The organism is Citrobacter sp. CK188, assembly GCF_030333525.1.
Lineage (GTDB): Bacteria > Pseudomonadota > Gammaproteobacteria > Enterobacterales > Enterobacteriaceae > Citrobacter_B > Citrobacter_B koseri.
Map to the genome: position 1 here is coordinate 1,028,539 of NZ_JAOWFU010000029.1, position 13,811 is coordinate 1,042,349.

Here is a 13,811-nt window from a genome sequence, read left to right on the forward strand (position 1 = left end):
ATAGCGCACAAGTGATAGACTGCGGCTTTACCGGGGGAGAAAAATGGACAACCTGACCCATTATCTGGCGACGACGCTGAAGGCGCTGCGCCAACAGCGAGAATGGAGTCTGTCGCGTCTGGCGGAAGCGACAGGGGTTTCAAAAGCAATGCTCGGCCAGATAGAGCGCAACGAATCCAGCCCGACGGTATCGACATTATGGAAGATTGCCACCGGTTTGAATGTCCCGTTTTCAACGTTTATCTCCCCGCCGGAAGCGGAGGATCTCCCGACCTTCGACCCGCAGCAACAGGCAATGGTGATCACGCCGCTGTTTCCGTGGGACCCGCAGCTCCGTTTTGACCATTTTTCAATATTGATGGCCCCGGGCGCGCTTAGCGAATCGACGCCGCATGAGGCAGGCGTCATCGAACATGTGGTGGTGATTCAGGGAACGCTGGATATGTGTATTGCCGGGGAGTGGCGCACGCTCAAATCCGGCGAAGGCGTGCGTTTTGCGGGCGATGCCGCCCATGCGTATCGCAATAGCAGCGACCAGACGGTTCACTTTCACTCCTTGATCCATTACCCACATAGTTAGACGGGAAAAGTATTCCGAAACGTCGCGCTTCTGACTACAATAGCCGCCATTTTGCTGTTATTGGATGATATTAACCGTATGCGCCAGCAACCTCATCACCTTGAACTGTTAAGTCCGGCACGCGATACCGCCATTGCTCGTGAAGCGATCTTACATGGCGCCGATGCTGTTTACATCGGCGGGCCGGGCTTCGGCGCGCGGCATAATGCCAGTAACAGCCTGAAAGATATCGCGGAACTGGTGCCTTTTGCGCATCGCTATGGCGCGAAGATCTTTGTGACGTTAAACACCATTCTGCATGATGATGAGCTTGAGCCCGCGCAACGGCTGATTACCGATCTGTACCAGACCGGCGTCGATGCGCTGATTGTGCAGGATATGGGCATCCTGGAACTGGACATTCCCCCCATTGAACTGCATGCCAGTACGCAGTGTGATATCCGCAGCGTTGAAAAGGCGAAATTCCTTGCCGACGTCGGTTTCACCCAGATTGTGCTGGCGCGCGAACTGAGTCTGAGCCAGATCCAGGCGATTCATCAGGCCACCGACGCCACTATTGAGTTTTTCATCCACGGCGCGCTGTGCGTGGCTTATTCCGGGCAGTGCTATATCTCTCATGCGCAGACCGGTCGCAGCGCTAACCGTGGCGACTGCTCCCAGGCCTGTCGCCTGCCGTACACCTTAAAAGACGATCAGGGGCGGGTGGTCTCGTACGAAAAACACCTGTTATCGATGAAAGATAATGACCAGACGGCCAATCTGGGCGCGTTGATCGATGCCGGCGTGCGTTCCTTCAAAATTGAAGGGCGCTACAAAGACATGAGCTATGTGAAGAACATCACGGCGCACTATCGCCAGATGCTGGATGCGATTATCGAGGAGCGTGGCGACCTGGCGCGGGCTTCCGCCGGTCGTACTGAGCACTTTTTTATTCCTTCTACGGATAAAACCTTCCATCGCGGCAGTACCGACTATTTTGTTAACGCCCGTAAAGGGGATATCGGCGCGTTCGATTCGCCAAAATTTATCGGTTTACCGGTAGGCGAAGTCGTCAAAGTGGCAAAAGATCACCTGGACGTTGAGGTGACGGAACCGTTATCCAACGGCGATGGCCTGAATGTGCTGATCAAACGTGAAGTGGTGGGGTTTCGCGCCAATACGGTGGAAAAGACGGGACAGAACCGTTATCGCGTCTGGCCGAATGAAATGCCGCCCGACCTGCATAAAGTGCGCCCGCATCATCCGCTGAACCGTAATCTCGACCACAACTGGCAGCAGGCGTTAACCAAAACCTCCAGCGAACGCCGGGTGGCGGTGGATATCGCGTTAGGCGGCTGGCAGGAACAGCTAATTCTGACGCTGACCAGCGAAGAGGGCGTGAGCGTCACCCATACGCTGGAGGGACAGTTTGACGAGGCGAACAACGCCGAAAAAGCGTTGAACAACCTGAAAGAAGGCGTGGCGAAGCTGGGACAGACGATGTACTACGCACGTAGCGTTGAGGTGAATCTCCCCGGCGCACTGTTCGTGCCGAACAGTTTACTCAACCAGTTCCGTCGCGAAGCGGCAGAAATGCTGGATGCGGCGCGTCTGGCGAACTATCAACGCGGCAGCCGTAAGCCGGTGGCGCAACCAGCCCCGGTTTACCCGGAAACGCATTTGAGCTTCCTGGCTAACGTCTACAATCACAAAGCGCGCGCGTTTTATCATCGCTACGGCGTTCAACTGATCGACGCGGCGTATGAGGCGCACCAGGAGAAGGGCGATGTGCCGGTGATGATCACCAAACATTGTTTGCGCTTTGCCTTTAACCTGTGCCCGAAACAGGCGAAAGGGAATATCAAAAGCTGGAAAGCAACGCCGATGCAACTGGTACACGGCGACGAAGTATTGACGCTGAAGTTTGATTGCCGTCCGTGCGAAATGCACGTTATCGGCAAGATCAAAAATCATATTCTGAAAATGCCTTTGCCCGGCAGCGTTGTCGCCTCCGTAAGCCCGGAAGATCTGATGAAAACGCTGCCAAAACGTAAAAACTAAGTCAGCGGCTGGCCGGGAACGCTGAGCGTCACCCGGCCACGCCTGATGTACCTTAAAACCCCTCTCACCATAGTTAACCTTCCCGCAAAACTGGAACCGGCTTTCCGGTTTTTGAGTGTTAATCAGCCAAAAGCCATTTCGGGGTGTATAACATTCAAAAAAAGAGAAAAGGTAAACAAAAATGTTTACCTTATGGTTATAATACATGGCAGGGAGGCGCGGTGAAGCAGAGCGAGTTCAGACGCTGGCTTGAATCTCAGGGAGTCGATGTAACAAATGGAACGAATCATTTGAAGTTGAGATATCACGACAAACGAAGCGTCATGCCCAGACATCCTGGTGATGAAATTAAAGACACCCTGCGTAAAGCAATACTAAAGCAGCTTGGTTTGAATTAATCATCAGATATATAAGGTTGATCACATGAGAGCGTTACCAGAAACTATGCGTTATCCCGTCAATCTCATTCCCGCAGAAGAAGGGGGTTATGTTGTGTCGTTCCCGGACATTCCAGAGGCGTTAACACAAGGTGACACCCGCCATGAGTCTCTCGAAGCCGCGCAGGGCGCATTAGTCACCGCCTTTGAATTTTATTTTGAAGATAACCAGCCAATTCCTTTACCTTCAATGGTTGATGAAGCTGATGATTATGTGGAGATTCCTCTAAGCATTGCGTCTAAAGTCCTTTTGTTGAATGCGTTCCTTGAATCAAAAATCACGCAGCAGGAGCTGGCGAGGCGCATTGGCAGACCCAAGCAGGAAATTACCCGACTATTCGACTTGAAACACGCAACGAAAATCGATGCTGTACAGATTGCGGCCAGAGCATTGGGTAAAGAGTTATCGCTGACTATGCTTTAGCTTTTCCGGTTGTTCCAGCAGGCTTACATATTGTGTGAAATAAAAAAACGATGAAGAAATATCAGCGACTGGCGGAACAAATTTGCGATCAAATCGCCTCCGGCGTGTGGCAGCCTGGCGATCGATTACCCTCCTTGCGTGAGCAGGTAGTCAGCAGCGGCATGAGTTTTATGACCGTAGGACATGCGTATCAGTTGCTGGAAAGCCAGGGGCGCATTATTGCGCGTCCGCAGTCGGGTTATTACGTGGCGGCGCGCCCGGTGCGCCAGCCTGCGATGCCGCCCGTGCAGGTAATGCGCGATGAATCCGTTGATATTAATACCTATATTTTCGAAATGTTGCAGGCCAGCCGGGATGCGTCGGTGATGCCGTTCGCCTCTGCCTTTCCAGACCCGCGTCTGTTTCCGTTGCAGCAGCTTAACCGTTCCCTGGCGCAGGTCAGTAAAACCGCCACGGCCATGAGCGTGATTGAGAACCTGCCGCCGGGGAACAGCGAGCTGCGCCATGCCATCGCCCGACGCTATGCGCAGCAGGGAATTACCGTCTCTCCTGATGAAATCGTCATTACCGCCGGGGCGCTGGAAGCCCTGAACCTCAGCCTTCAGGCGGTTACCGAACCGGGCGACTGGGTTATTGTGGAGAATCCCTGCTTTTATGGCGCGTTACAGGCGCTGGAGCGACTCCGCCTGAAAGCGCTTTCTGTCGCCACGGATGTACAAGAAGGGATCGATTTAGCGGCGCTGGAACAGGCATTACAGGAGTATCCGGTGAAGGCGTGCTGGCTGATGACCAATAGCCAAAACCCGCTCGGCTTCACCCTTAGCCCGGAGAAAAAAGCGCGGCTGGTCGCGTTACTGGATCAGTACAACGTCGTGCTGATTGAAGATGACGTGTACAGCGAGCTCTATTTTGGCCGCGACAAACCGCTGCCTGCCAAAGCCTGGGATCGCCACGACAAAATATTGCATTGCTCGTCATTCTCGAAATGTCTGGTTCCCGGTTTTCGTATCGGTTGGGTTGCAGCGGGAAAGTACGCCAGACAAATTCAGCGGCTACAGCTGATGAGTACGCTATCCACCAGTTCACCGATGCAGCTTGCTCTGGTCGATTATCTTTCGACACGCCGCTATGACGCGCATTTGCGTCGTCTGCGCCGCCAGTTGGCGGAGCGAAAACAGCAGGCCTGGCAAACGCTGCTGCGTCATCTGCCCGCTGAGGTGAAGATTCACCACAATGACAGCGGCTATTTTCTCTGGCTGGAACTGCCCGAATCTCTTGATGCCGGGGAACTCAGTGTGCAGGCTCTGGCGCATCAGATCAGTATCGCCCCCGGTAAAATGTTTTCGACCTCTGATACCTGGTCGCATTTTTTCCGGTTTAATACCGCATGGGGGTGGGGAGAAAGAGAGGAGCAGGCGGTATCTCAACTGGGGAAACTTATTCGCGATATGCTGAAATAAAATACGCGTTGCCATCTTTTGGTTTTAGTCAAAATAGAGAAAGCGTATCGATTATCAGGGCAGAACGTTATTTATCGCTGACTCGCCATAGGAAATATCAATACCCCCCCGTCTTTTCCATCCTCAGCCTAACTCCTTGTCTATACTCCGAAAGATGGAACATGCGCGCCGCGTGGAGCGGCGTAATGCGCGTCAGCTCACAACCTGATTAAATTTCCTTATCCCAACAGGTGCGCGGCAGACGCGCCGACTATTTTTAGGAAAGGACATATATTTACGGCAAGGCTGCCGCTCAATATTTTGCGACAGGAGTAAGATGTATGCCACATCAATTACTGATTAACGGCGAGCTGGTCAGCGGTGAAGGTGAAAAACAGCCCGTCTACAACCCGGCGACGGGCGAGGTGATTCTGGAGATTGCAGAGGCGTCGCCCGCACAGGTAGATGCCGCCGTTCGCGCCGCAGACCGGGCGTTCGCGGAATGGGGGCAAACCACGCCAAAAGCCAGAGCGGAGCTGCTGTTAACGCTGGCGGACGTGATTGAGGAAAATGCGCAGACATTCGCCGAACTGGAGTCGCAAAACTGCGGGAAGCCGCTGCATTGCGCGCTCAATGATGAGATCCCGGCGATTGTCGATGTATTTCGCTTCTTTGCCGGCGCCGCACGCTGTCTGAACGGCCTGGCGGCGGGGGAGTATCTGGAAGGGCATACCTCGATGATCCGCCGTGATCCGGTTGGGGTCGTCGCCTCGATCGCGCCGTGGAACTATCCGCTGATGATGGCGGCCTGGAAACTGGCGCCAGCGCTGGCGGCGGGTAACTGTGTGGTGATAAAACCGTCTGAAATCACGCCGCTGACGGCATTGAAGCTGGCGGAGTTTGCGAAGGATATTTTTCCGCCAGGCGTGCTTAACGTGCTGTTCGGGCGGGGCAAGACGGTTGGCGATCCGCTCACCGGGCATGAAAAAGTACGGATGGTCTCCCTGACCGGCTCGATTGCGACGGGCGAGCACATTATTCAACATACCGCGCCCTCCATTAAGCGCACGCACATGGAATTAGGCGGTAAGGCTCCGGTGATTGTCTTTGATGATGCCGATCTGGATGCCGTTGTCGAAGGTGTGCGAACGTTCGGTTTCTACAATGCCGGGCAGGATTGTACGGCGGCCTGTCGTATCTATGCGCAAAAAGGGATCTATGACGCGCTGGTTGAGAAACTCGGCGCGGCGGTCGCCAGCCTGAAAACCGGTTCGCCAAACGACGAATCGACTGAGCTTGGGCCGCTCAGCTCGCAGGCGCACCTTGAGCGAGTGACAAAAGCGGTGGAAGAGGCGAAAGCGCTCGGACATATCAACGTGGTGACCGGCGGCCAGAAACTGGACGGCGCAGGATACTATTTTGCGCCAACGCTGCTGGCCGGCGCAAAACAGGAGGACGCCATCGTGCAGCGAGAAGTGTTCGGCCCGGTTGTCAGCATGACGGTGTTTGATGATGAAGAGCAGGTGCTGGCGTGGGCAAATGATACTCAGTACGGGCTGGCATCATCCGTCTGGACGAAAGATGTGGGTCGGGCGCATCGCCTGAGCGCGCGATTGCAGTATGGCTGCACCTGGGTTAATACGCATTTCATGTTGGTGAGCGAGATGCCGCACGGTGGGCAAAAACGCTCGGGCTACGGCAAGGATATGTCACTTTATGGGCTGGAAGACTATACGGTTATCCGCCACATAATGGTTAAACATTAAGGATAATTTACCGTTCCGGCGCGGCATGGGAAGATCGTAAATCGATGGCAGAGAGGAGGAACGCTCTCTGCCAGTATGCGCAGCAAGCACTCAGTACATCAGGCAAACCAGCCGAATCTCAATGAGATAAGGCCAAAAAGTCCAATAGCAGCAAAGACATTTATCAGCACCACGGTTTTACTGGAAACATTCATTTTTGCCACCTTTCGTTATGACCCCTTTGTGTATAGTACGGGTTCAGGCAATCCGCAATAAGACAAAATATGAACATGGTGAATGGTGTAGCTATTTCAGTGTTTTGCTGAATAGTACGGATAAAACTTGATGTACGTCAAAAAAAAGAGCATATTGCGCGCGTTTTTCCCCTCTGGTTCGGATGCCCGAAATGTCGCTCTACCAAAAAATGTTGGTTTTTTACGCAGTGATGGCGGCGATTGCCTGCCTGATTACCTGGTTTCTTTCCCACGATAAAAAACGTATCCGCTTTCTGAGCGCCATTCTCGTGGGCGCAACCTGGCCGATGAGTCTGCCCGTCGCATTGTTATTTTCGTTGTTTTGATGAGATGAAGATTGCCGGATGGCGGCGCGAGCGCCTTATCCGGCTTACGATGTTGCGTAGCGCCATCAGGCATTGAGCAGCGCCATCAGCCGTTTTTTGTCGGCGTCGGACACATCCTGCGGATGCTGATACCCCTTATTTTCATTTGCCCGGGTATAGAGCGCGACCAGCCAGTCATACACATAGCGACTGGCGGCATGTACCGGCTGTTCATCCAGTTGGGTGAGCCGGGCCATCGGTTGCAGGCGAGGCGCGCTGAAGATCGCCGATCCTTTCTGGAACCGGCTGGCGGGTCGGGCGTCCTCCGCCACATTTTCGTAGCCAAGCCAGGCGATAAAGTTACCGATCCCGGCATGCAGCTGCGCGCCGCAAACCTCTTCACGCTGCATAATCTGCTGTAACTGCTGAGGCACATTAAGCCGATAGCTGGCGGTAATCAGAATATCCACGACCAGCCTGAGCGTATGCGACTCCAGACCTAAACGACGGGCGTTGCTCTCATTTCGGCTCCACTGGCGCACATGGTTAATCCACATTTTGTGGGCCAGATACCCTGTCTCTTTGTTTTCTGCCGGGCGGGGAGCGTCTGGCTCATCCGCAAACAGATCGATCGCTTCATTAAACAGGCCGCTGACCTGCTCCTCGCGCGGCTGCTGGATACGCAAAAGCGACTCAAAATGGTGTATCGGCGGCAGAAGCCCGTCGAGCAACTCGCCATGCCGGGCGGCTTGCCCCTGAAGCTGGCGAATAACGGATTCCGTCGCCTTACTGCCGCTGTCTTTTGGGGTGATATGGCTCAACAGCAGGTCATGAAGCCGTTGTTGATGCTGCTCACACAGGGAGGCCAGCCGCGCCTGGCGCTGTAACGGTGCCGTCGCCTGTGACAGCCATTCAACCAGACGCTGCAAGCTGTGTTTATCCAGCGCCTGAAGCGTGCCCCAGTGAAGGCCGGGTTTCCCCATTAACTGCTGCACGGCTTCATCAAGATTCTGCTGCGTTGTGAAACGCGCATCCTGCGGCGTAATGGCCCAGACCACGCCCGGTAGCGCGGCGTCGCGCAGCGGTTGTGTATCGTTCACCCAGCCCAGCAGCGTGCGGGCGGCAGCGGGCGTCTGCGACCGGGCGGAGGTGGCATTGCAAATGACCAGCACATCGGGCTGCAAATGTTGGCGATAATGTTCCAGCATCCAGCCGAGTTTTGCCCGCCAGAGTGGATGCGGGTGCGCATCCGGCGCCAGTGGAATATCCAGCAGATCGACATTATCCAGCGCCGTGTTTTCAACGCTAAGCACCAGTTCACGCGTCAGCAAAGCCAGTGAATCCAGAGAGAGGCTCACCGCATTGAGTAACTGATGGTGCTCAACAGGATGTACAACGACGTCGCTCTGCGCGTCGTTGCCGGATAACGCGCCCTGGGTCAGAAAACTTCCTGCCGGAAGGCCGAAATGATCGACCAGCAGACTCAACGGCGCCGCTAACTCCTGCGCATGGCCGGTCTGTTGCAGCGTACGCGCCAGCGTTAGCCACTGTTGCGTTAACTCAGGCTGTTCGCCCCAGAGTAATGCCCAGGCGCTGGCGCGGGTCGTCAGATCCACCGAGGGCAGCAGGGAGGCGAACTGATGCCAGAGCGCATCGTCGATTTGCTGTTGCCCGACAGGAACGCAGGCGCGCCAGAAACGGGCAATGGCGGCGACGTCCTCTGCGGTCACGCCCTGAACCGGCTGACGCTGACGCAGCGCCTGCCACTTTTCTAACCGCGTCTCAATAATGGATTTTTCGACCTGCCGGTTATCGGGTGAGGCGCTGGCCCAGGCGATAAACAGTTGTACCAGTTCAGCTTCACTGATGAGCCGCAGACGTAGCGGCCATTCGCTATCAACCGCCGCGCTTTCATCCTGCGTAAAACGGATCGCCATATTGGCTGGCGCATGGCCTGGGTTGATATGGGTAAAATAGTCAAAGCAGCGATCCGGTGTGGCGATGTTCAGTTTTCCCTCACCGTTACCACACAGCGCGCCAAGCAGATGCGCTTTTGAGGATTGTGAATGGCCATACAAACCGATGCTGCCTCTTGCCTGTTGCGCGGCGTTCAGCGCCGATTCACCGGCGGCGGCGAGTGTGAGCTGCGCCAGCAGGGCGTCCGCTTCATCATCCAGGCGTACTGCGTGCTGACGTGTATGGTTAACCCACGCCATGGCGGCCTGTGTGGTGTTTAACGTCTTGCTCATTTCAGGTACACGCTCCCGCTGTCGATCCAGTAGTGGCTGCCGCTATGACGACGGTCGGCCAGGGTATTCAGTTTTAAGGTCAGGGCATTCGCGGCGACGGGCGTTCCATCCTGTAGCCAGGCGTCACTCAGCACAAACGATTCCGGCCCCGTCTCTTTGTTCCCGCCGCGCAGTTGCAGCCGGACATTAAGAACGCCATCGCCGGCGATGGTTTTCGCCAGCTCTGCTGAGTTAATGCTCAGGGTATAGAGTGGGGTCGCGGGCCAGCGGCTGTTCGCCAGTTGGCGGAAACCGAGCGTCACATTGCCGCGAAGCGGGAAGTGCAGACGAGTATCCAGCTTCGCGCCGGGTTTATCGAGATCGATCTCCTGATACCAGACGTTTTCATCGCGCAAGGTATTGACCGTGTTATCCAGAACGCCGAGATAGCGTACGGTGGAATAGGCGCCGATATCGGCGGCTTTAAAGTTAAAGCGCGGCAGCCGTAAATCCAGCGCCAGGCTGCACAGCATCGCCCCCACGGCGGCGGTTGATTTCGGGTTGCCAATCCGCCCCTGTTGGCTGAAGGGATACCATTCATGGACGCGATACTTGTCCATCCAGACGATGCGGTTAACGGGAACCGGCTGTAAATGGCGGATCAGCGCCTGCACGCCGGGCAGGCAGGTTGGTCTGCCCGTCACCAGCAGAATGTCGCAGCGGTAATGAGAAATCGCTTCGCAAACGGCATGCAGCGGCGAGGTCAGGGTAAACTGACCGGCCAGTAATGCCTCCTGTAAGTGACTGAACTGCACCTGCAACGGCACGCTCAGCAGATCGAACGCCGGCGAGCCTGAAGGCAGCGCATGGTCGATCGCCTGCTGGATGTAATTCATCACGTTGCGCGTAGGGCGTTGAGTCAGCAGTTCGCCAAAGGTCGCGTGTAGACCCGCCAGCGGATCGTTAACGTCGCTCTGTTCCCAGGCGGCCAGTACGGCGTGCCCCAGCGGCATAAACAGCTGTAGCGCCGTTTGTTGACGCAAAATCGCCTGCGTATCAATGCGGCCTGAATCTCCAAACAGCGTTGCCAGCAGGGCGGCGGCATCCGTCACGCCGGCCTGCTGCAAGCGGGTTTGCAGCGCAGGCAATATGCATTTCTGGATGACGTCCAGCAGCATGTCATCGCCCGCGACTTTAAACCCTTCACGGAACAGTAAGTGCGGGGTGATCTTGACGTTCGCGCCGACGCCGTCATCAAGCTGGTAGTGGACGACCGCCATATCCGTCGTGCCGCCGCCAATGTCGATAGACGCCACGCGTAGCGCCCGACCTTTGGTTTCGCCCGGTTCCGGCAAACGGTCCGGGCGAGCCAGGGCGTTGAAGAACGTCTCCGTGCGCCCGGCGTAATGGGAAATCGCTTCGTTATACAGCCATACCAGCTGTCCGCAGCTGGCTTCATCCCATTCCATCTGAATGTCCGGCACCGGAACAACGCTCTTTTCCTGCTGTTTACGGGAGGAAAAATCCTCATCCTGCGGATGCCAGCCCATCGCTTTCCATACCAGTGCGATGGCTTCGAACATACGCTGGCGGAAAATTTCGCGTTCCTGTTTCGGCATTGCCGATGGCAGGGTCAGAATCAGCGTGCGCAACTGACGCGGCGACGCCGGAAAACCGAGGCGTAACCGCGTCGCCACGCTGTTCATTTGCCCCAGCGCCTGCGACAGAATTTCGCACAGCATGTGCGTCATCAGCGTGCTGCGGCTGTACTGCGGCGAAAAGACCGGCAACCGGTCATCAGGCGGCAGGCTGAATAACGGTTGTCCGTCGTCATTCATCAGATTCATCAGCGGGAAGGCGGTGGCGAGCGGTTCTCGCTGCGTTTTGCTGTTCATCTGGCTGAAGCGCCAGTCCTGTAAAACCGGGGTTTCATCCCACAAATAACGACGCGGGCTGGAGATCCCGCTGCTGCCTTCCGTTCCCAGACGCTGCATAGCCAGTTTGCGGGCTTCGTCGCCCACGCGCACAATCGATGGCCAGATAAAGGCATCGTCACGGCCGCTTTCAACCGAAAAATGCTGTTTGCCGAAACGCGCTTCGGAGAACTCCAGTCGGCTGGTGAACAGCGGATCGTTAAGACATTGCGGCTCACTTAAGGAGCGTACCTGTAATTCCGCCGTCTGGCGTAAACCGTCATTGGCGTCGCCGTGATCTTCAATCAATACGCCGCAGGTATGGGTATTACCGACGTCCAGAATCAGATCTACCGGAATCGCAGGCGTGCTGAGCGTGTGGGTGACCAGCTTCACTTCTGGTACGGAAAGCTGTTCCCCCAGTAACGTCATCAGATTCAACCAGTGCGCCTGGTACTCAAAGTTACGCAGCGCCTGCTGAATCTCCTGCTCGGAACGGTTCTCCTCCTGGGTGACGTGGTGAAGGAAGGATTCGCGCAGCCAGCCGTCAATCCACGTCTGGTCAAGAAAATCGGCAATTTCATCATCGCGCCAGGCCAGCGCGAACCGCGTGCCATTGAGCAGGTCGTTTTCGTTAGGCGCCAGCGCCGCCGGCGCGTTCTCGCTCAACTGGCTGTCCAGCGCCACGGTAATGCGGTGCGTATGGCCCGCGCTGTCGGGTTCAGGCAGCTTACGCACCTGTACGCGCGCCCAGTTGTCGGGGCCTTCCACAAACGTACGGGGAGGGTTAAAGCGCAGGAAAGGGAGCGGCAACCAGACGCCATCCAGCACATCCAGCGAATAGTGCAACATCTGGGTGCTTTCCGGTTTGACCACTTCAGGTTGCCCCCCCGTGCGCCCCGGTACCGTATAACGCCCGTTGGTCAGATCAAAGTCGAGCCGGAGCAGGGGGCCGTTCGCCGTTTTACGCACGAAACGACCAAGATGGGCAGACTCCTGCGGCGTCAGGCCGAAATCGAGGAATTGTACGCCGCTGTTTGCGATGAGCGTTACGCTCTGTTTGTAATCACACAGATTCACCAACATAAAATCAGGCACCTATCTTTTTGATCGTCAACGGGACTTCTGCATGGGCGTCATAACGCGCTGAGCAAGCCGCAACGTCATTCGTGCTGGCTTTACAGGTGATTTCCGGCATCGGGTAGCGCGAACCATCGGTGCAACGTGCGTGACCACGGCTCTTGATCATCAGCTCTCCGGTCTGATGCAGGCCGGAGAAAATGTCCGCCCGGCAGACGATGTTGTCGCCGTGTACCACCCGGGCGGTGCCTTTGTTGTTCTGGATCTGGTAACGCAGCGAAGGCGCTTTTCCGCTGACCGGATCTTTAACGTCAATCAGTACGCGCCAGTTTCCATTCAAAAAGCGCGTGACTCCCGCTTTTATCTGACCGGCATCCATCACCAGCGCATCTTTGGGGATGGCGGCGATCACCACCGGTTCATCTGCGGGCTTCGCTTTTTTCACCGGCGGAATCACTTCCGCCTGATGCAGCGGCAGTTGGGCAATCATCTTCGGCAACGGTTTACTGTCTACTTTCGCGGCGACAACCGGCGTACTGACCGTCGTGGTTTCGGCGGCGGGGGCAGACGGTTTCCATAACAGCGGCGCCGCAACGGCGGCGACAATCACGGCGGCAACCGGCAGGCTCCATAGCGGCAGACGCGAAGAGGGCTTCACGGGAGCGGTTGGAGATGGCGAAGGCGCCTGCGGTTCGCTGACAACAACAGGGGCGACCGGTTCAGGTTCGGGTTCCTGGGGGCGTTCAATTATCACCGGCGTCAGTAAGGGCTCATCGGAACGGGCAAACGTCACCTCTGGCAGAGGCTCATCTTCGACCTCCTGCTCGGGTTCAGCGGCAGGCGGCAGGACGGGCGGAACATCAATGGCGCGCAGGCAGTCAAGCACGTCCTCACGGGTGTTTTCATTAAGATTCACAAACCCCCAGAAGGTGATGACCGGTTTGCCATCAACCAGAAAAACGTGGTTTTCCCCAGGGAACTGAACCGCTTTTTCCAGCAGGGAACCGAACAGCTGCAACGAAGTTTTCCCGGATTGCAGACTTTTGCGGCTCAGCGCCGCCGCGTTTTCCAGCGTGCTGCTCAGGTAGCGCAGCGCCCGAAATCGCGCCTCTTCCTCTGCGGCCTTCCATGCGATGGCTTTTCCCTCGACCGGGGAATACCAGTCGACGCGATCGCCGCTGTCATTAATTTGCGGGATCGCCAGACAATCCACCATTGCCTGCTGTTTACGCAGACGAAGCGTTTCACGAATTTGCAATGCGGAATCAAATACGGCCTGACCGCCGCCGCCCACGGCCTGATAGTCGTCCAGATTGCCGCTACGTAAGAGAGTTTTTGCCACGTTGTTGTCCCTTAGACTTCTTCA

At 56.1% G+C, this 13,811-nt stretch carries 11 protein-coding genes; 7 read left to right on the forward strand and 4 right to left on the reverse strand.

What is annotated here, in order from left to right:
• Window positions 1-43 precede the first annotated feature (43 nt).
• The 6 genes from OGV67_RS10330 to patD all read left to right on the forward strand — a co-directional run bounded on the left by OGV67_RS10330 (window position 44) and on the right by patD (window position 6,686).
• Window positions 44-580 (forward strand): helix-turn-helix domain-containing protein, encoded by a 537-nt coding sequence (locus OGV67_RS10330; protein ID WP_058669186.1) that lies wholly within the window; start codon window positions 44-46, stop codon window positions 578-580.
• Window positions 581-658: 78 nt separating this feature from the next.
• Complete coding sequence (locus OGV67_RS10335) at window positions 659-2,620, forward strand: peptidase U32 family protein (protein WP_200003528.1); 1,962 nt, start codon at window positions 659-661, stop codon at window positions 2,618-2,620.
• Window positions 2,621-2,841: 221 nt separating this feature from the next.
• Window positions 2,842-3,018, forward strand: coding sequence for a type II toxin-antitoxin system HicA family toxin (locus OGV67_RS10340; RefSeq protein WP_071818852.1), 177 nt, complete (start codon window positions 2,842-2,844; stop codon window positions 3,016-3,018).
• Between the two features lie 46 nt (window positions 3,019-3,064).
• Window positions 3,065-3,481 carry a type II toxin-antitoxin system HicB family antitoxin gene (locus OGV67_RS10345; protein ID WP_125337124.1) on the forward strand — a complete coding sequence of 139 codons (417 nt, stop codon included), beginning with the start codon at window positions 3,065-3,067 and terminating at the stop codon, window positions 3,479-3,481.
• 50 nt (window positions 3,482-3,531) lie between these two features.
• Window positions 3,532-4,941, forward strand: coding sequence for an aminotransferase-like domain-containing protein (locus OGV67_RS10350; RefSeq protein WP_115614775.1), 1,410 nt, complete (start codon window positions 3,532-3,534; stop codon window positions 4,939-4,941).
• 320 nt (window positions 4,942-5,261) lie between these two features.
• Window positions 5,262-6,686: an aminobutyraldehyde dehydrogenase gene (gene patD / locus OGV67_RS10355; RefSeq protein ID WP_012132353.1), complete on the forward strand. Its 1,425-nt coding sequence runs from the start codon at window positions 5,262-5,264 to the stop codon at window positions 6,684-6,686.
• Between the two features lie 98 nt (window positions 6,687-6,784).
• Here patD and yncL read toward each other — a convergent pair whose 3' ends face one another.
• Window positions 6,785-6,880 (reverse strand): stress response membrane protein YncL, encoded by a 96-nt coding sequence (gene yncL / locus OGV67_RS10360; protein WP_071818853.1) that lies wholly within the window; start codon window positions 6,878-6,880, stop codon window positions 6,785-6,787.
• Window positions 6,881-7,071: 191 nt separating this feature from the next.
• Here yncL and OGV67_RS10365 point away from each other — a divergent pair, with 191 nt between their 5' ends.
• Window positions 7,072-7,245 (forward strand): GhoT/OrtT family toxin, encoded by a 174-nt coding sequence (locus OGV67_RS10365; RefSeq protein WP_049008504.1) that lies wholly within the window; start codon window positions 7,072-7,074, stop codon window positions 7,243-7,245.
• Window positions 7,246-7,310: 65 nt separating this feature from the next.
• Here OGV67_RS10365 and OGV67_RS10370 read toward each other — a convergent pair whose 3' ends face one another.
• Genes OGV67_RS10370 through OGV67_RS10380 form a run of 3 tightly spaced genes read right to left on the reverse strand, consistent with a single transcriptional unit; the run spans window position 7,311 to window position 13,787 of the window.
• On the reverse strand, window positions 7,311-9,473 hold the full coding sequence (locus tag OGV67_RS10370) for a virulence factor SrfC family protein (RefSeq protein WP_115614776.1): 2,163 nt from the start codon (window positions 9,471-9,473) through the stop codon (window positions 7,311-7,313).
• Complete coding sequence (locus OGV67_RS10375) at window positions 9,470-12,451, reverse strand: virulence factor SrfB (RefSeq protein ID WP_071258344.1); 2,982 nt, start codon at window positions 12,449-12,451, stop codon at window positions 9,470-9,472. Before OGV67_RS10375 ends, OGV67_RS10370 begins: the two co-directional genes overlap by 4 nt.
• Before the next feature lie 4 nt (window positions 12,452-12,455).
• Window positions 12,456-13,787, reverse strand: a complete 1,332-nt coding sequence (locus OGV67_RS10380; protein ID WP_115614777.1) for an SrfA family protein — start codon at window positions 13,785-13,787, stop codon at window positions 12,456-12,458.
• Between the last annotated feature and the right edge of the window lie 24 nt (window positions 13,788-13,811).